This window comes from Enterocloster bolteae (assembly GCF_002234575.2).
Lineage (GTDB): Bacteria > Bacillota > Clostridia > Lachnospirales > Lachnospiraceae > Enterocloster > Enterocloster bolteae.
In genome coordinates this window covers 1,979,397-1,996,954 of sequence record NZ_CP022464.2, presented here as the reverse complement: position 1 = coordinate 1,996,954, position 17,558 = coordinate 1,979,397, and the positions used below count along the sequence as shown (strand labels likewise).

Annotated in this window: 16 protein-coding genes and 2 pseudogenes; 6 read left to right on the top strand and 12 right to left on the bottom strand. The window is 44.6% G+C overall.

All coding sequences use genetic code 11. The features are described 5' to 3' along the window. The first annotated feature begins 125 nt into the window (after window positions 1-125). The 3 genes from CGC65_RS32800 (at window position 126) to CGC65_RS32465 (ending at window position 2,020) form a co-directional block, all read left to right on the top strand. Entirely contained in the window at window positions 126-326 is a 201-nt protein-coding gene (locus CGC65_RS32800; protein ID WP_007036498.1) for a hypothetical protein, read from the top strand. Between the two features lie 285 nt (window positions 327-611). Further along, on the top strand, window positions 612-1,586 hold the full coding sequence (gene bsh, locus CGC65_RS09425; protein WP_002565680.1) for a choloylglycine hydrolase: 975 nt from the start codon (window positions 612-614) through the stop codon (window positions 1,584-1,586). A gap of 248 nt (window positions 1,587-1,834) precedes the next feature. Further along, on the top strand, window positions 1,835-2,020 hold the full coding sequence (locus tag CGC65_RS32465) for a transposase (RefSeq protein ID WP_007036501.1): 186 nt from the start codon (window positions 1,835-1,837) through the stop codon (window positions 2,018-2,020). Window positions 2,021-2,498: 478 nt separating this feature from the next. Here the strand turns inward: CGC65_RS32465 and CGC65_RS09415 are convergent, their stop codons facing one another. The 7 genes from CGC65_RS09415 to CGC65_RS09385 are packed head-to-tail and all read right to left on the bottom strand — an operon-like array spanning window position 2,499 to window position 10,731. After that, complete coding sequence (locus CGC65_RS09415) at window positions 2,499-3,647, bottom strand: ABC transporter substrate-binding protein (protein WP_002565681.1); 1,149 nt, start codon at window positions 3,645-3,647, stop codon at window positions 2,499-2,501. A gap of 47 nt (window positions 3,648-3,694) precedes the next feature. After that, window positions 3,695-4,711 carry an ABC transporter permease gene (locus CGC65_RS09410; RefSeq protein WP_002565682.1) on the bottom strand — a complete coding sequence of 339 codons (1,017 nt, stop codon included), beginning with the start codon at window positions 4,709-4,711 and terminating at the stop codon, window positions 3,695-3,697. Window positions 4,712-4,727: 16 nt separating this feature from the next. Next, the gene (locus CGC65_RS09405) at window positions 4,728-6,221 is read right to left on the bottom strand and encodes a sugar ABC transporter ATP-binding protein (RefSeq protein WP_002565683.1); all 1,494 of its coding nucleotides are present in this window, start codon (window positions 6,219-6,221) and stop codon (window positions 4,728-4,730) included. 50 nt (window positions 6,222-6,271) lie between these two features. Beyond that, window positions 6,272-6,721 carry an RbsD/FucU family protein gene (locus CGC65_RS09400; protein WP_002565684.1) on the bottom strand — a complete coding sequence of 150 codons (450 nt, stop codon included), beginning with the start codon at window positions 6,719-6,721 and terminating at the stop codon, window positions 6,272-6,274. Continuing rightward, the gene (locus CGC65_RS09395) at window positions 6,715-7,419 is read right to left on the bottom strand and encodes a class II aldolase/adducin family protein (RefSeq protein ID WP_002565685.1); all 705 of its coding nucleotides are present in this window, start codon (window positions 7,417-7,419) and stop codon (window positions 6,715-6,717) included. Before CGC65_RS09395 ends, CGC65_RS09400 begins: the two co-directional genes overlap by 7 nt. Window positions 7,420-7,455: 36 nt before the next feature. Further along, window positions 7,456-8,925 carry a rhamnulokinase gene (locus CGC65_RS09390; RefSeq protein ID WP_002565686.1) on the bottom strand — a complete coding sequence of 490 codons (1,470 nt, stop codon included), beginning with the start codon at window positions 8,923-8,925 and terminating at the stop codon, window positions 7,456-7,458. A 12-nt stretch (window positions 8,926-8,937) separates the two neighbouring features. Further along, entirely contained in the window at window positions 8,938-10,731 is a 1,794-nt protein-coding gene (locus tag CGC65_RS09385) for an L-fucose isomerase (RefSeq protein WP_002565687.1), read from the bottom strand. Between the two features lie 211 nt (window positions 10,732-10,942). Here CGC65_RS09385 and CGC65_RS09380 point away from each other — a divergent pair, with 211 nt between their 5' ends. Then, complete coding sequence (locus CGC65_RS09380; RefSeq protein WP_002565688.1) at window positions 10,943-11,794, top strand: AraC family transcriptional regulator; 852 nt, start codon at window positions 10,943-10,945, stop codon at window positions 11,792-11,794. A 120-nt stretch (window positions 11,795-11,914) separates the two neighbouring features. Here CGC65_RS09380 and CGC65_RS09375 read toward each other — a convergent pair whose 3' ends face one another. Next, window positions 11,915-12,226 (bottom strand): Na+/H+ antiporter NhaC family protein, encoded by a 312-nt coding sequence (locus tag CGC65_RS09375; protein ID WP_007036504.1) that lies wholly within the window; start codon window positions 12,224-12,226, stop codon window positions 11,915-11,917. 1,184 nt (window positions 12,227-13,410) lie between these two features. On the opposite strand from CGC65_RS09375, the gene CGC65_RS32705 reads away from it, so the two are divergent. Continuing rightward, window positions 13,411-13,590 carry a DUF5720 family protein gene (locus CGC65_RS32705; protein ID WP_416351119.1) on the top strand — a complete coding sequence of 60 codons (180 nt, stop codon included), beginning with the start codon at window positions 13,411-13,413 and terminating at the stop codon, window positions 13,588-13,590. 763 nt (window positions 13,591-14,353) lie between these two features. Continuing rightward, window positions 14,354-14,483: pseudogene (locus CGC65_RS31730) on the top strand (transposon-encoded TnpW family protein); the annotation flags it as partial. A gap of 51 nt (window positions 14,484-14,534) precedes the next feature. Here CGC65_RS31730 and CGC65_RS09360 read toward each other — a convergent pair. The 4 genes and pseudogenes from CGC65_RS09360 to CGC65_RS09350 form a co-directional block, all read right to left on the bottom strand. Beyond that, on the bottom strand, window positions 14,535-14,936 hold the full coding sequence (locus CGC65_RS09360) for a putative toxin-antitoxin system toxin component, PIN family (RefSeq protein WP_002565691.1): 402 nt from the start codon (window positions 14,934-14,936) through the stop codon (window positions 14,535-14,537). Further along, entirely contained in the window at window positions 14,933-15,208 is a 276-nt protein-coding gene (locus CGC65_RS09355; protein ID WP_002565692.1) for an AbrB/MazE/SpoVT family DNA-binding domain-containing protein, read from the bottom strand. Before CGC65_RS09355 ends, CGC65_RS09360 begins: the two co-directional genes overlap by 4 nt. 396 nt (window positions 15,209-15,604) lie before the next feature. Then, window positions 15,605-15,730, bottom strand: a pseudogene (locus tag CGC65_RS32450) (PLP-dependent transferase); the annotation flags it as partial. 87 nt (window positions 15,731-15,817) lie between these two features. Continuing rightward, window positions 15,818-17,497, bottom strand: a complete 1,680-nt coding sequence (locus tag CGC65_RS09350) for an O-antigen ligase family protein (RefSeq protein ID WP_002565693.1) — start codon at window positions 17,495-17,497, stop codon at window positions 15,818-15,820. Window positions 17,498-17,558 lie beyond the last annotated feature (61 nt).

Genomic DNA, 17,558 nt, shown 5'->3' with positions numbered 1-17,558 from the left:
TAATACCAACGATGAAACGGTGAGTATGTATCATCTCTCAGGTTGCTGTGTGGTATTGTATTTACTATCAAAATGAGCTATAATGCGAGCATAAAATTGATAGATATTTTGATTATGTTGCCCCCATGAAGGATTTTGTTGGCAGAACGGCTTTACCGGAATTGACTATGCAAAGGGTAATTTTGCATTTATTTTTTGTCATTTGTTTGCCTGATTTCGTAACAAAGGTGGATTTTGATTGGGCGATTGAAGAAAAAGCCAAGAAGAAAAAACAAGATTTTACAAAGATTAAGTTTTTTACCTATGATAAGGGTGAGTGTGTGTAGTGTATGCACCTCGGTTCTTATGATGATGAATCCGAAACCATTTCCGCTATGATTGAATATGCCGAGAAACAGGATTAAACTATTGACATTACGGATACTCTATCACCAAGAGATTTATTTGTGCAATCCTCGCAAGATGGCAACCAGGAACCTAAAAACCGCGGTGTGCTATCCGATAAAAAGAGTTTAATAACTTCCAATTCGGTAAGGCAAACAAGTCGGGATTTGAGGGGAATAGGCATATGCTGATGAAATATCGTATAACGCAATGAAGGAGAAAGAATTATGTGTACAGCAGCAACTTATAAAACCAGAGATTTCTATTTTGGACGGACACTTGATTATGAAATTTCCTATGGTGAGACTGTTACAGTCACACCAAGAAATTTCAAGTTGATGTTTCGAAGTATGGGAACAATGGATCATCATTTTGCTTTTATGGGAATGGCTCATATAACAGAGAATTATCCACTGTATTACGATGCTGTAAACGAAAAGGGTCTGTGTATTGCCGGTCTAAATTTTGTGGGAAATGCTCATTACCGTGAAAAAGAAAAAGGTAAGGACAACATTGCCCAATGGGAATTTATTCCTTGGATCATGGGTCAGTGTGCAACTGTGAATGACGCGAGAGAACTGCTTGGCAGGATCAACTTCTTGGCCGAACCGTTTAGTCCACATTTTCCTATGGCACAGCTCCATTGGATCATTTCGGATAAAAACAGCTCCATTACGGTAGAAAGTGTGAAGGACGGTATATTTGTTTATGATAATCCCGTAGGTGTTCTCACAAATAATCCGCCTTTTCCGTTTCAAATGTTCAATTTGAACAACTATATGAGATTGTCCATCGACACCCCTAAAAATTGCTTTTCCGAACAGATTAGGCTAAATGCATACAGTAGGGGCATGGGCGCTATCGGGCTCCCCGGAGACTTATCATCTATGTCAAGATTTGTACGTGTGGCTTTTACAAAAATGAATTCACTGTCCGAGAATGACGAAAAATCAAGCGTAAGCCAATTTTTCCATATATTAGGCTCCGTTGAGCAGCAAAGAGGATGTTGCCGTTTGGCGGACGGGAAATATGAAATTTCCATTTACACTTCTTGCTGTAATGCTGACAGGGGTATTTACTACTATAAGACTTATGATAATTACAGTATTGTTGGTGTAGATATGAATCGGGAGGATCTTAACGGTGAAGCACTCATCAGTTATAAACTAATGACGGACAAAGCGTTGGAAATTCAAAATTGACAGATTCCAGTTTGTTGGGAAAAGAGCAAAGCCAGTCAACGGTCAAGCTGAACGGCGCATTGGCATTGACGTTACGAGCCTGATGTTTTCGTTGCAGCTGTTCCCAGTATTCCAGTACCTTTGCTTTTGTAATTTCCTCGCCTTACAATAATTGAAGAAAGCCAAGCCCACAAACAAGCGGTAGGCAAAAGTTAAGCGCCACTTTCTTTTCAATCCTTCGTTCTGATTTGATTCCATAAAATCAGAACATGAGAATCAGCAATTATCTGAGAATCATGCGACTCAGACAGATATGGGCGGAAGGAACATTTGCTATTCTAAAACAAGAACACAAACTGAATAAGATACACAAAAGGGGTCTCCAAAAATCGCTGGAAGAATGCCTCCTATTGGCAACAGCATTAAACCTTAAAAGACTGATAAAAACGGTATAAGTAACCTGGATTGTCAGTCTTTCTATTTTGTTCCGTGAGGAGAAGGTATGCAAAAATACTTCGTGAAATGAATTTCTATTGCCCAGGCAATTTTAAAAGATGAACTCATTGTCATTTTAAATGAAGATACTTCCAGTGTTGACCCTATAGAATTAAGATAATTATAAAACAAAAGGAGAGGGCAACAATAATCCAATAGTATCGCCGCCCTCTCCTTTTGTTTTATTAAATTTTTCATCCACATTGTTGATTCATGTTCTTTAGCAAATCTGATTTCTCCGCAATCTGCTTAAGACATTTCATTTCCTTGTTTGATAGCCTACTATGCCCCTATTTAGCCTGTCTTTAGCTCTAATAAAATGTTTCTTCACATAGGACGATTATCTGAAAACTTCGAACACTTAGAATACCGCTATATACCAAACGATACAGCCAGCCGTCTAATCAATTTATGATTGAACAGCTGGCTGATACAATATTATTTATAGAGACACGGAGCCACTTCCGCTGAATCCATATTGGTGCTGTCATACCACAGTGCACCAGTATCAACATCCTCTACCGGTTCTCCTTTGGCTGCCTTGGCTGCCAGGGTAACCGCCTGATATCCAATCTGTACCGGATTCTGCGTAATGGAACCTGCTAAGACACCACTCTTGATAGCATCAAGCTGAATGGCGCCTGAGTCGAATCCAACGCCGATTACCTTATCTTTACCCAGTACCTGAAGACTTTCATTGGCCGTCACCAGGTTCTTGGCTGTAAATTCGTTGGACGCATAAATGGCAATCAGATCATTTTTATTCAGCAGGGTATTGGCCACAGTCACACAAGCCGCGTCATCCACAGTTGCCGGAATGCCTACATCGATAATCACCTTTGCTTCGTCAACTGCCTTATTATACTTATCATGGCCTACTACCATGCATTTATCTTCGCCAACCAAGGTACGCATTCTGTCTATGAAACCGCCTGTCCGTTCTCCTATAGACTGGGATGTCGCATCTTGGGAGACAACGCCGATTCTGACCTCTTCTGCCGGATCTGTGACCTTATCCTTAATCATTTCATACAATTTCTCCGCGGCCAGGCCACCTGCCGCATAGTTATCCGTAGCTGCATTAGCTACAATGGCGCCTGCCGGGGCATCCGGAACCCCAGAGTCAAACCCTACAATCGGAATATTTGCTGCCTGAGCATTGGAAATTGCATCCAGGGCCGCCTGTGTATCCAAAGCCGCCAGGCAGATGGCGCTTGGAGCCTTGTTGACCGCATTATTTAACTGCTCAATCTGCTCAGCGACTGCACTCTCACTGGCTGGCCCTACAAAATTGGTGGACTTAAGCCCCAAATCCTCTGCGGCCTGCTCTGATCCCATCTTTACCGCTTTCCAAAAATCATGCTGGAAGCCTTTTGCCACAATCTCAACCGTGACATCGCTGTAGTCCACAGCAGCATCTGCCTTGGCTGTCTCCGTATCCCCTGCTGTTGTGTCTTTTACCTCTGTCTCCGGAGCGGCCGCTGCTGCGGCTGTGGTGGCAGGCGCGCTGGCTCCGCTGGAGCAGCCCATTACCATTGTGGAAACCATTGCTGCGCAGATGACTGTACTTAATAATCTTATCTTCATAAATAAACCTCCCTTTATTATCCCGCTTTGCGGGTTATTAGTGCGTATCAATTCTTCCCCTGTTTCCTTCTATTCAAAACATCTACAAATACGGCTATGATCAACACAAATCCGGTAATCAGCAGCTGATAATGTGGCTGTACTCCCACAAAGGGAAGGCCTGTCTTCAAAACGGACATAATAAAAACACCGATTAAAGTCCCCGATATGGAACCCACGCCACCTGCCAGGGATGTTCCGCCGATTACAACTCCGGCGATTGCATCCAGTTCAAATCCATTTCCGGTTCCAGGCATGAGTGTGGAGTATACAGCTGCATAAGACACACCTGCCAGCCCGGCAAACAGACCGCTTATGACATAAGCCAAAGTCTCCCACTTTACCACATTTACACCGGAAAGCCGGGTCGCCTCCTTATTACTCCCAAGAGACAGTATATAGCGTCCCGGACGCGCCTTGTTGAGAAGGATTGCCATCAGGATTGCAAGTATAATCAGCAGTATGAATCCCGTGGGGATACCTGCCTGCGGAAGCCCTGCCCCTTTTAATTTAAAAATACCTCTGAATGAGCCGCCCGGCGCCGAAGCCTGCGGAAAGGTCACGGTTGCCGTATTTGTCACAATCGAACCCAGGCCTCTGGTAATCATCATAGTTCCCAGTGTGGCAATAAAGGCCGGAAGCCTCATGACAGATACCATAAGTCCATTGGCAAGTCCGAACAGGCCTCCCATCAATATGGCCAGGATAACGCACAGCGGCATAGGCAGTCCCAGTTTTGTATACAGCGTTCCTGAAATCAAGGAACAGCAGATACAGACCGTACCAATGGATAAGTCGATTCCTCCGGTGATAATTACAAATGTTACACCTATGGCCATAAAACCAATATAATAGGACGAATCAAAAATGCTGACCAGTGTGCTGTATTTTGCAAAATTGTCCCCGAAAATCCAGAAGAACATGAATAATACAATCAGCGCAATGACTGCCACCAATTTCTGAGTACCGATGGCTTTGAACAATCCATTCGGCTCCTTTTTTACCTGATTCCCATTATTTGACATGTCTTTAACCTCCCATTTAATCTCTCAGTGTAGCGGCATGCATGATTTTTTCCTGGGTAGCTTCTTCTATGCTGATTTCTCCTGTTTTACGGCCCTCACACATAATCAGGATACGGTCGCTCATTCGCAGCACTTCCGTCAGTTCAGAGGATATCATGATAATGGACTTCCCCTGCTTTACAAGATTATTCATCAATGTATAAATCTCGCTTTTTGCTCCTACATCGATTCCCCTTGTGGGTTCGTCAAATATCAGGATGTCGCAGTTCCTGGTAAGCCATTTTGCAATGACCACTTTCTGTTGGTTACCTCCCGACAGGTTGCGCACCTGCTGTTCCACGGATGGTGTCTTTGTCTTTAATGCCTCCACATATTGTTCCGCGGTTTCTTTTTCCGCATTCTTATCAATAAACAGGCCTTTGCAGAATGCTTTCAGGGAAGCCATTGTCGTATTCTCGGCTACCGTTTTCTCAATGATCACACCATAGCGCTTGCGGTCCTCCGACAGATATCCAATCCCGGCGTCAACCGCGTCCTGTGGGTTCTTGATATCCACCCGTTTTCCATTCACATAAATATCACCGCTGTCTCTCCTGTCAGCACCAAAGATAGCCCTGGCTGTCTCCGTCCTTCCGGCTCCCATGAGTCCTGAAAAACCCAGGATTTCTCCTTTGCGAAGTTCAAAGCTTACATCTTTTACTGTTTTCCCAACATTCAGGTGTTCAACCTTCAGCACCACCGGGGCAGACGGCTTTACATTGCTGAAACTCTTAGGCTCCTCATACACCGTGCGTCCCACCATCATCTGGATGATGTCGTCTTTCGTGGAATCCCTGGTTATGAGCGTACCCACATATTCCCCGTCCCTCATGACCGTTACCCTGTCAGTAATCTGGTTAATCTCATCCATGCGGTGGGAAATGTATACAATTCCGATATCCTTGGCCCTCAGATCACGTATGATTTTGAACAGCTCGCTGATTTCTGAATCTGTCAGCGCGGCAGTCGGTTCATCAAATACGATTATCTTGGCATCTGTAGAGATTGCCTTTGCTATCTCACACATCTGCTGGCGCCCCACCGTCAGCCTCCCCATTGTTTCCCTTGGGTCAATCCTGATATTCAGTAATCCGAACAGCTTTTCTGCCTCTTCCACCATCCTGCGGTCATTAATCAGCTTTCCGTTCATTTTTTCTTTGCCGATAAAGATATTCTGGGCCACCGTTAAGTGGTTCATCATGTTCAATTCCTGATGCACGATCACAATGCCGGCGTCCTGCGCTTCCCTGGGACTTTTAAATTCCACCTGGCGCCCCTCATACACAATGGTACCGCTGTCCTTGCTGTAGATTCCTGTCAATATCTTCATGAGGGTGGATTTTCCGGCGCCATTCTCACCCATCAGTGCATGGACCTCGCCCTTTTTAAGTTCCAGACAGGCATTTTTTAACGCATGTACCCCGACAAAGGACTTATCAATGTCTTTCATGGTCAGAATTACTTCTCCCACATCATCACCTTCCATTTCTTTACTAATTGCACTGTTTTGGCGGACCCCATTTACAGGCCCTGGTCGGTAACTACCCCTTTTTGCAGCATGATATTGGCATAAAGCGCTTTCTCGCTGGTGGCGATAATTGCATAAGCTTTCTTTGCCTCCTCGTAGAACGCGAACCGCTCTATATGGCCAATGGCACTTCTGCCCCTGCTGTCACACGCTTCCACCAATGTCATGTATTGATCCCAGATGGGTGTTTCAACCGTATCCCCGTCCGTTACCGACATCAGGCAGACAGGGTGTTCTACGTAGGTGTCCAGTGGAAAAAGCGAGAGGATTGCTTCCAGTATCTCCGGCACGCCGTGGCCTTCCATATGTATGACATGGGCATCCCTGCCCATGGACTCTGCCGGGAAATTCCCATCGGCAATCACAATCCGGTCGCTGTGACCCATTTCACATAATATCTTTAACAGTTCAGGAGATAATATATGGGGTATTCCTCTTAGCATCTGTTTTCCTCCTGTTTACTGTATTTTTTATAACCGGGGTGCCTGCCAGTTACCCCATATCCTTTCCTCATTGAGATAAGGCGGTCAATATTTTCCCTGGATATTTCCTGTGCACCTCCCAGCATTCTGGCGTTAAGGCTGATTTTTGCAAAGAGTTCCAGTGTTTCCATGCGGTAATAAGCGGTAATCACATCAGCCCCCACGGTCAAAGCCCCATGATTCTGAAGGAGCATTGCGTCATGTTCCCCCAGATAAGGCGCTATGTTATCCGGTACTTCGTAAGTGGAGGGGGTTCCGTAAGGCGTTACCGGAATCGAACCCAGAGCAATTACCGTCTCAATCATAGAGTACTCGTCCAACGGCACATTGGCTACCGCGTATCCGGTGGCTACAGGCGGGTGGGCGTGAAGCACGGAATTTACATCCTCACGCTCTTTATAGCAGCGGAGATGCATCTTAATCTCTGAAGAGGGCCTGTATCCGGGAAGGCCTTCCAACACCTCGCCTTTCCCATTGATACGAACCAGCTTTTCCGGTGTGATGAAGCTTTTGCTCATTCCGGTGGGAGTGGCAAGAAATGTTCCGTCATCCAGCCTGGCGGACACGTTGCCGTCATTGGCTGCCACCCAGCCAAGCTGCCACATTTTATGGCACACATCGCAAATCTGTTCCCTTAGTTCCATATAGCTTAATTCCATAATACCTCCTATTTTCCAGGTTGCCCCGGTCTTTGGTCATTCCAGCATTTTTTTATATTGTCCGTATACCTGCTCCCATTGATCTGTATCTTTCGGCTCATAGATACTTACCTTGGCTGAAGCCCCTACGACACTTCTCACCTGATCCAGATCCCTAAGTTCTCCTGTCGCAAGCAGCTGCATAGCCGCGTTACCCAGTACGGTAGCCTCCACCGGTCCGGCAATTACCGGACAATGACACGCATTGGCCGTCATCTGGCAGAGAAGTCCGCTCTGTGTTCCACCACCCACCATATGGATAGCCGGGTACTCTCTTCCGGTACACATCTTAATTTCTTCCAATGTCATGCGGTACTTAAGTGCCAAGCTCTCATCAATGCATCTCACAAGCTCCGCCTCATTCTCTGGTACCTTCTGCCCGCTTTTACGGCAGTAACTCCGGATTCTTTCAGGAATATTTCCAGCCGGAACAAACTCTGGTGCATCCGGGTCAATCAGGGCTTTAAACGGCTTTGCATCTGCCGCCATTTGCTCCAGATGTCCGAAACTGTATTCCTTTCCCTCACGAATCCACTGTCTCCTGCTTTCCTGGATCAGCCACAACCCGATAATATTCTTGAGGAAGGAAATCTTTCCCTGGCACCCGCCTTCATTTGTGATATTCAGCCGTTCTGACACCCCGTTGATAACAGGTTCGTCCAGTTCTGTGCCAAACAGCGACCATGTTCCGCAGCTGATGAAGATGAAATCCTTATCCCTGGCAGGAACAGCCGCAAGGGCACTCTGCGTATCGTGTCCTGCCACAGCAATCACTTCCATAGGCTCAATTCCTAGCTCCTGGCAAATCCCGTTTTTTATGAAACCAAGTCTCGTTCCACATGGAACGATACCGCCCAGAATCCGTTCTGGGATACCTAGGCTCTCCAACACTTCCTTTGACCACATTTTAGTACGGGCATCCAGCATCTGCGTGGTGGACGCGATGGAGTACTCACTGACCTGCGCCCCACATAGATAATAATTAAATAAGTCCGGCATCAACAGAAGTCTGGAAGTTCCCTCCAGAAGTCCGGGTCGCTTTTCCAGCAGAGCCAAAAGCTGGAATACCGTGTTAATCTCCATAAATTGACTGCCCGTAATCTGATAAAAGCGGTCCTTATCCATCTTTCCAAAACTCTTTTCAAGCATCCCTGCGGTCCGCGCATCCCGGTAGTGCACCGGATTTTCTAAAAGATTTCCCTCCTTGTCAATCAGGCCGAAATCCACGCCCCAGGTATCCACGCCAATGCTGTCAATCTTTCCATACTTCTTTGCTTTCATCAGTCCCTGCTTCACTTCATAAAACAGCCGCAGGAAATCCCAGTACATGGTTCCGTTTAATATAACCGGATCATTGGGGAAACGATGGATTTCCTGTATAGATAACCGGTTCCCATCAAAGTTTCCCAGCATTACCCTTCCACTGGAAGCACCGAAATCCACTGCCAGTACATTTTTATGGCTCATAGACACACCGCCTTACTTATATAAAGGCCCATAAGCCGCACAGGCACGGAAATCCTGTCCCTCTTTGTCCATTCCAAATGCGTTCCAGGCTGCAGGACGGAATATTTTTTCCTCGGGCACATTGTGCATGCTGACAGGAATCCTTAAGATTGAGCAGAGTGTAATAAGGTCCGCCCCAATATGTCCATAGCTGATTGCACCGTGGTTAGCTCCCCAGTTATTCATCACGTCATACGCGGAGGCAAATGCTCCCCGGCCTGTCACCCTGGGCGCAAACCAGGTGCACGGCCATGTGTAGTCCGTTCTTTTCCATAAGATGTCGGTTACATCGTCCGGCAATTTCACGGTCCAGCCTTCTGCAATCTGCAGCATAGGCCCCAGTCCCTTTACCAGGTTTAAGCGGATCATCGTACATGGCATCTGGGCTTCTGTAACATATCTGGAAGAATAGCCGCCGCCTCTGAAATACCCAAAATCAGCCTCATTCCATGTGGTTGCTTCCAACATTGCCTTCTGATCGTCCGCCGTCACCTCATACCATGGCTTCATGACCGGCTGTCCGTCTTCATCCAGGGCTTTACCCGTGGCATCCAAACAGGCCGCTCCGGAATTGATCAGATGCAGGAAACCGCCTGCTTCCTTTGCGACCCCTTCCAAATCATATCCGGACGCCTTCTTAACAGCCTCCGGGCTCCAGTACGTACGCACATCCGCGAAAATCTGTGCCCTGTTGGTGAGCAGCTTCATAAACAGCATACCCAGCCCATTTAATGTGTCATTTTCAGTAGCCAGTATGTATGGCTCCCTTGCGCCGTTCCAGTCAAAGGAGGAATTCAGCATGGACTCAGCGAAGTCACCATTGGGATAAAAATCTGTCCACTGTCTCTGTCCCTGGAAGCCTGCGGCAATGGCATTGTGTCCGATCCGCTCTTCCTCCCGCCCCTCTGGCAGATTGGGATTCCCATTCATCAAATCCTTGATGATGCACATCATCTTAACTACGAATTCCCAATCCCTATCCTTCTGTTCCCGGGTCTTCTGAACTTCGGGAGGGTTCTTGTCAAAGCCTTCCTTACAGTTTGCCTTTGTCCATGCAAGGGCCTTTTCAAACTCTTTTTTATCGTATATTTCCTCACTCATACGGCGGATCAGTTCCACTTCGTCTACGGATTCCACCCGCATCCCGAGATATTCCTCAATAAATGCCGGGTCTATGATGGAACCTCCAATTCCCATGCAGATAGAACCTATCTGGAGATATGACTTTCCCCTCATGGTAGCGGCAGCCACTGCGGCGCGTCCAAAACGGAGAAGTTTTTCTTTTACATCCTCAGGTATACTTGTATCATCAGCATCCTGAACATCATGTCCATAGATACCAAAAGCCGGAAGCCCCTTCTGCGCATGGGTAGCCAGTACAGAGGCGAGATATACGGCACCGGGTCTCTCCGTTCCGTTAAATCCCCACACGCCCTTGATTGTATGCGGATCCATGTCCATGGTCTCTGCACCGTAACACCAGCATGGGGTCACAGTCAGTGTAATATCCACTCCGGCTCTGCGGAATTTATCCGCGCAGGCCGCGCTTTCCCCCACCCGTCCAATGGTGGAATCCGCAATCACTACGTTTACCGGTTCTCCATTACTGTAAAAAAGATTTTCCCTAAACAGGGCCGCCGCACTTTTGGCCATGTTCATGGTTTGTTCTTCCAGAGATTCCCTTACTTTCATATATCCCTGTCTTCCGTCTATTGTGGGTCTAATGCCGATAACCGGATAAGACCCAACCAATCTGCTTGCTGCCATAGTGTTTTCCTCCTTTTTAATTTTAGATTGTTATTATTCTAATTTCTTTGCGCTTTTTTACATAATTGTATTATACTATTGATATTCCCCTATTTGCTGTGATATAATGGCAAAAAATATAATAATATTCATTTTTTTAAGCATTTTATCCATCTATTTACTTTACCGTTCTGTATTTATAGTTATTTTTACATTTTCAGGAGGGCGCAGTATGCACTATTTGGACTATAATGAAAAAAAGCAACATGGGACTATGGATTTTCCTATCGAATATTACCATGTAGATGAGCATCATCCCCGTTATAACATGCCATTCCACTGTCATAAAGAGTTGGAAATCATCCGGATTTTGGAGGGAATCCTCTTTTTAAAGTTAGATGATGAAGAATTTGAAGCTAAAGCTGGGGATATTATTTTTATTAATGAGGGGGTTATTCATGGCGGTTTACCTCATAATTGCATTTATGAATGTATTGTGTTCGATATCCAGCGTCTCCTCATGCACACAGATACCTGTCGGTTTTATATCCGCCTTATTACAAAGCATCAGATTATCGTACAGAATCATTTTACAAAAAACAACCATTCCTTACATCGAATTATCAACCATCTTTTCATATCCATGCAGCATAGTGAGCCTGGAAGCGAACTGATAACCATGGGCACTTTATTTGAACTCTTCGGAATCATCTACCAGAAAAAGCTTTATCAGGATAAGATTGATGCTACAAAATCTTCCAGAAAGATGATGCAGCTCAAACCTGTGTTGGAATACATAGATAGTAATTACGGGCAGACCATTACACTGAATGAATTGTCCAGAATTGCCGGAATGTCTCCCAAGTATTTCTGCAGCTATTTTCATTCTATCATTCACAGAACCCCCATTGATTACTTGAACTACTATCGTATTGAGCGCGCCTGTAGCGAATTAAGTACCTCTGATTTAACTTTGACAGAAGTAGCCTATAGATGTGGTTTTAGCGATGTATGTTATTTTATCAAAACATTTAAACGGTATAAAGGAATTACGCCACACCGGTATTGCATGAATATTGGATAGCCCCCAAATTGTCCGAAAACTTCTTTTTAAGCATAAGTTAAGCCTCTTTTCCTCCTTGTGTCATTGCAAGCATAATAAACGCATATTTTAAAAGAAAAGAGGCTTCTGTTCCTAACTACTTTAGAAGAACAATGGGCACAGGCAGGCCAGAATAAACATGGGGATATCTAATGCAATGAGGGGAATCACGCAGGTATCCCATATATAGTCGTGCTGTCCATCGACATTCAGTCCAGACGTGGGTGCCAGAGTAATGTCGGACACGTGGAAACTAGTGTCGCCAATGGTGGCTGCTGCTGCAACCAGAAGGGTAGTTGCGCCCAAGCCAAAGCCCCGCTCGGAACACAGAGGTACATATAGCACAGCCAAAACCGGTACCGTACCGAAAGAAGTTCCGGTACCCATAACGATAACCAGGCCCACCGGTAGCATCACAAAAGCCCCAGGAGTCCTCTAATGGAGCCATAGGCTCCAGTGCACTGGCAATTCTTCATTTTTCATATATTCTAAATCTAAAAAATGAAAAGATAAACACAAACATTTTGTACTTATCAATACTCCTAGACTTTGATCGTTCACGCACATCATCATGGCAATGAGGCTCAATATTTGCATTATTTCTTACACTTTGATTTTCCAAAGGTGCCCTCTTCTGCCCCGCCTTTGTTCATTTCCTTCTTTTTACATTTCATCATGCTCCGTTCCATGATGGAAGGAGCCTTGACCACAATAAAAGTATTATAGCATGATCAAGACTCCCTTTTTCTAGATTATAGCCAGAGAATCAATGATTTTGCCATGCTGTCGCCGTTTGTTCTAAATACGATTGCATTTTGAATTACAAAAAATCCTTAAACAGCATTAGTAAAGACGATGGAATCAATTCCCTCGTTATGGCTGATTTTGCCCATGTCAGCCGCATTCATATCGAGCCTGGTGTGATTCTCAGCCTCTCTCCTTGTAGCGATTTACTGACCACCATATGTATATCATTGAATGCATAGCCATAGAAAAAACATATATACTAAAAAACATCTTCTGAAATTCAGTGAATACACTCTATTACGTAATGAAAACATCCTTTTTCAAACAAATATGTTGCTACTACAGACACAATTCTTACCGAATGATTTAGCTAATCGTGAAAGCTGTAGGCCATATAGCCCATCTAATAATTGAGCAGCATTTAATCTTAATTAACCTATCTTGCCACCGATGTTATATGCTCTAAGTAACTCCTTACTCATGATTATTTCTCATGGTTAGTGGAGAGACACTTAGAGCATTTTCACGCGAGGAAGACAACACCTTGCTTACAACAAAAATAACACCCCCGTACGAAAGATTGAACCACTCTGATTAACTGAAGGTAGAATCCAACTCCATCAGCACTCAGAAGCGTATTTCGCAATATACCTGTTCCAAATTATAGCAAAATGCCGATGGGCGTCCTCTACCCCACACAGAATCGTATCAATGAGATCGCGATTCTGAACCTTGTTTCCTATGGCTCCAGACGCCTGCCGAACATCATTGGTAAGCTTCTGTGCCGAAACCGGAATGCATCCGATTTATCGACACGAAAACCCGTTTTCTGAAGCAGCGCGACCAGTCCTATCCGTAACCGGCTTACCGTTGCTAAAACGCAGGAGCCGCTCATGCTGGGGCATGACCTGTTCGGGCCGGAACGATACTCTCCCCATACTCACCACAGGGTCGCAGTGAACCTCCTAGCCTCTAACAGCCCGATTGGATGCCCCAGAGAGCTTTACCGCTTCTTCCTCTCGGACGAGTAGATATCCCCGGCTGACGGGCTTATCCACTGTAAACATTGCAGCGGGAACCACTAAACCGTTGTTCCCTGCTTCGGGAAATCCGGCTATTTCATTCCCCACTGTGTATGCTCCTGTCAGGTGGAGTCAGAATGGCGGAGCAAGGAGGCCGAGGACCAGTGAAACCGTAGGGAAAGCATTAGGGGAATAAAGGCGCAAGGGCTTCATGACCGCTATCTGTATGACTACACTGTTGCCAATGACAATGGGCAGAATCCACTGATAAAGAAAGCCCGCGCCTATGTGGATAACTGAACAAAAGCATGCCGGGATAACACCTTGTTTCTCCTGTTCGTGGATGTGGGGATGGGAAATTTTTTTCTCTAGTTGTATCGCCAACGCTCTGCTTGACCAGGATATTTCGGTGCTGATGATAAACTTCCCCTCTATCCCAAACCGGCTGGATGGTATGTTTTCCGGAGACAGCGCGGATTTTATCGTTAGTCAGGGAATGTATGACCTGTTACCCCTTGACGCTCTGGGAGCGAGAATACCGAGTACGCAATAAATCTGATGTCCCATGTGAGCGACTGTAGTTACCGCAATCGGAAACCAATGATTAAACAAACCTGAAACTGGACGCGATCAATACCCCATCCGCTCTGTTCCATGCACGAATCTATGCCCCCATCCTGGAACGGTGTGCCCTGATTCTCTCTGAAGGAAAAACTTCTGGAAGAAAAATGCCTCTGAAACAGCTGCATTCCTCCAGGCCGGCGCAGGACAAAAGGACGCGCCTGCTCTGGTAAAGAAAATCGGTAAAACTACTTATTGTCCGAATACATTTCAGTAAAACCAGCAAGGCAACCATAAACAACAAGATAAAACGTATGCTCAAAAATGAGGTTAAGCAGATGTCAAAATGCGGAGCCGGAAACCATCTCTCAGGTTCCCGGCTCCGCACCGTTTCAGTATTGGAGAAAATCAGCCGGTGTCATAATCATCGGATTTTTCACGCCAGATTCCAAAAAATCTTTATCGCCGGTCAGTAAAACATCGGCCTTTGCTTCTATGGCTGCCCGAAGAATTGGACGATCATTCCTATCACGGATCTGTATCTCTGAACTATCTTTCTCTGTTGGAATCGGAACCAGTTCCAAAGTCAGGAGTGCAACGGAAAGAAATTTATCCAGTGACGCAAGCCGATTCGGAAATTTCTTGTTAAATATCCGCTTCATTTCGTCCACGTTCTGCTCACAGATCAGCCCGTGATTGGGATAGGACGCCGCTTTTACATACGCCTGAAAGGGGATGCCGTTTGCGCTTAAAGCGGCAGAAATCAGAACATTGGTATCAATCAAAACCCTCATGCGTTCTCGTCCTCATTTCTCAATTCTTCCACAAACGCCATGACATCATCATCGGAGGTTAAGCCAGAGCGTTCTGCTTCTCCGGCCATCTCCTTTTGAAGCACCTGCATAGCGTAGACAGCAGAATTAACTATGCGGACGGTGTTTCCCTCAACGATAAACGTAATGCGATCACCGCTTGCCACGCCGAGTACTTCCCGAATATCTTTGGGAATTGTGACCTGCCCCTTTGCCATGACTTTTGCATTGTCTACAAACGTATTTGCTAACATGATTTTACACCACCTTTCTGAAACATGGAAAGTAGGGTTTTCCCTACTCTTATTATATGCAGAAGACTCAAAAAAATCAAGTGAAAATGCTGGAAGTAGCGTAGATTGAAAGGCTGCCATTTTTGAATTTTTATGAACTTGATTAAAATGCCCTTGACAACTTATCTCGGTGGTCTGTGCCCGAGAAAGAAGTATATGCCCCTTTAAGCAACAAGAAAAAATCCTCTGACATGATAGTGGAACCCTCAGACCGGCATAGGGAAAAAGATTGGGATGATACCTATTATGTTGTTCGGATGCATTTCAGTGAAACCAGAAAGGTACAACGGCAAATATTTCCCGATAATTTCCCAGCTTAAGCCAGACTCCCTTTTACCTCAATTTCATTCACATCACTTATTTTAATGAAGCAAACCCATTCTCTAAGTATGCGATAATATCATCAATATGCTCTATGCCGATGGACAGGCGGATTGTATTAGGCTTAATGCCCTATTCCATCAATTCTTCCGGAAAGAGTTGCACCTTTATCGAGAAGAAGAATGGCACAGGATATAGGTGACAAAGGCCGCCAAGGCTGTCGCTTCCACAAACGAGACACCATGATAGCTAAGACGGGGTGGACCCCCTCCCGTCAGATACCTCCCCTGTGTAGTCCCTTGTAAACTGTACTTTATCTTTATAGAGATATTTATTGTTTTTGTTTTCTCTTTTAGTCCCTCTCATCACCTTTACTTCCGATGTTTTATCTGTGCAGTTTTGAACGGATATTCCTACACTTAAAAGTGTAAACATAACTGGAAATACAATCGGAACTCCTATATTTACAACTGCCTGGGCCGCATAGCAGCTAACGGCATATACAATTGACATAACTGAATCCTCCCTTTTTGAAGCCTTTACCATTTCGATTATAGAAGACACTAATAAAAAAAGATAGGAAAATAGCCCGACTATCCCAATAGTGATTAGATATTGCAAATACTCATTATGTGCACTATCAAATATTTCATAATAACGCTCAATCATTTCTCTATAATAGCTTTGTGTAACAATTCCAAATGTGTCGGGACCGGAGCCAAACAGCTTTCGGAGAGGTGAGTATTTCATGTAACATTCAATACCAATCCTCCAGATGTATCCCCTATGTGTTCCCCATTCATCATTAATCAATAAATAATCCTTTAATATCCCATACTGTTGCCCATTCCCCATTCGTGTCGCATCGAACGTCATATATATGAGTACAGCTATCGCCAGGATTAACACTGTCCCCCAAATTCGTCTGCATATACATATTCCGCACTCGTCTTTGTATTTCTTCCGCACAAATCTCTCTAATATATATATGAAAGCGGTGCATCCCCACAGTGCTGCCACTACGAAAATAAGCCAATCACTCCCGACTATCAGGCGGAATAAACCACCTATCGGCAGCACATGCGATGCATACCTTTTATCAATCTCGCCAATTGCCATAAATTCTGTACTGATCATAGATATTAAAAGCATATATTGTTTTAATCCATACATATCACGAAACGCGTATAATGGAAGAAAAAGCACTATGACTCCTATTGTCAAATATGCATTATCACTATTCCCCGTAACCAGTGCAAATAATGATAGAATAACCGTAAAGACATACCATGATTTTCTGGCCATATTTCTCTCTCTTACAAATAACGTAGTACTCATTCCAAATATAAGTGCTACATAAGAAGCGTATGTATTTATATTACCAACTGTGGATATAAAAGAAGTGTAATGGCTTGCATGAATATCTTTTTTAAATCCAAATGGATCGATGAGGAAATATTGCATAATTCCAATTGAACAAACAACCATTCCCGTGACAAGAAAAGCCTCCAGATACCATCTCTTAAATTTCAAACAATGTCCAAGCGTAAAGAAACTGATACCACATATCAAATACAAAAAAGTCCCCATAAGGCGACCTTCTGTACCCCAAAACGCCTCGAAACGGTAGTCAGACCAAATACAAGATAACACAATAGAAAACAAAAAACCAATCATCGCCCAATCCGATTTTCTGAGCTTTGGCGTCATTACAATCGTTCCTTTGTTAAGCCGAAGAATGATGAGAGTCAATAACAGCATGACTGCCGCCATGCAAATAACCGTGCCACAATAAAAATAATATTTTGTATCTAATATATCAAAATAGTAATCATGAAATACCAGAGGTAGTATCGAAATAATTATTACTGTAGTTATACAGGCAATCACCTCATTTGCCAGTTTCCATCGTTTCATTAAATCCTTCATCTACACACCCTCCTAGTATTCGAGCTCTAACTCGCACCTTCTACACGTTTCATAGTCCCAA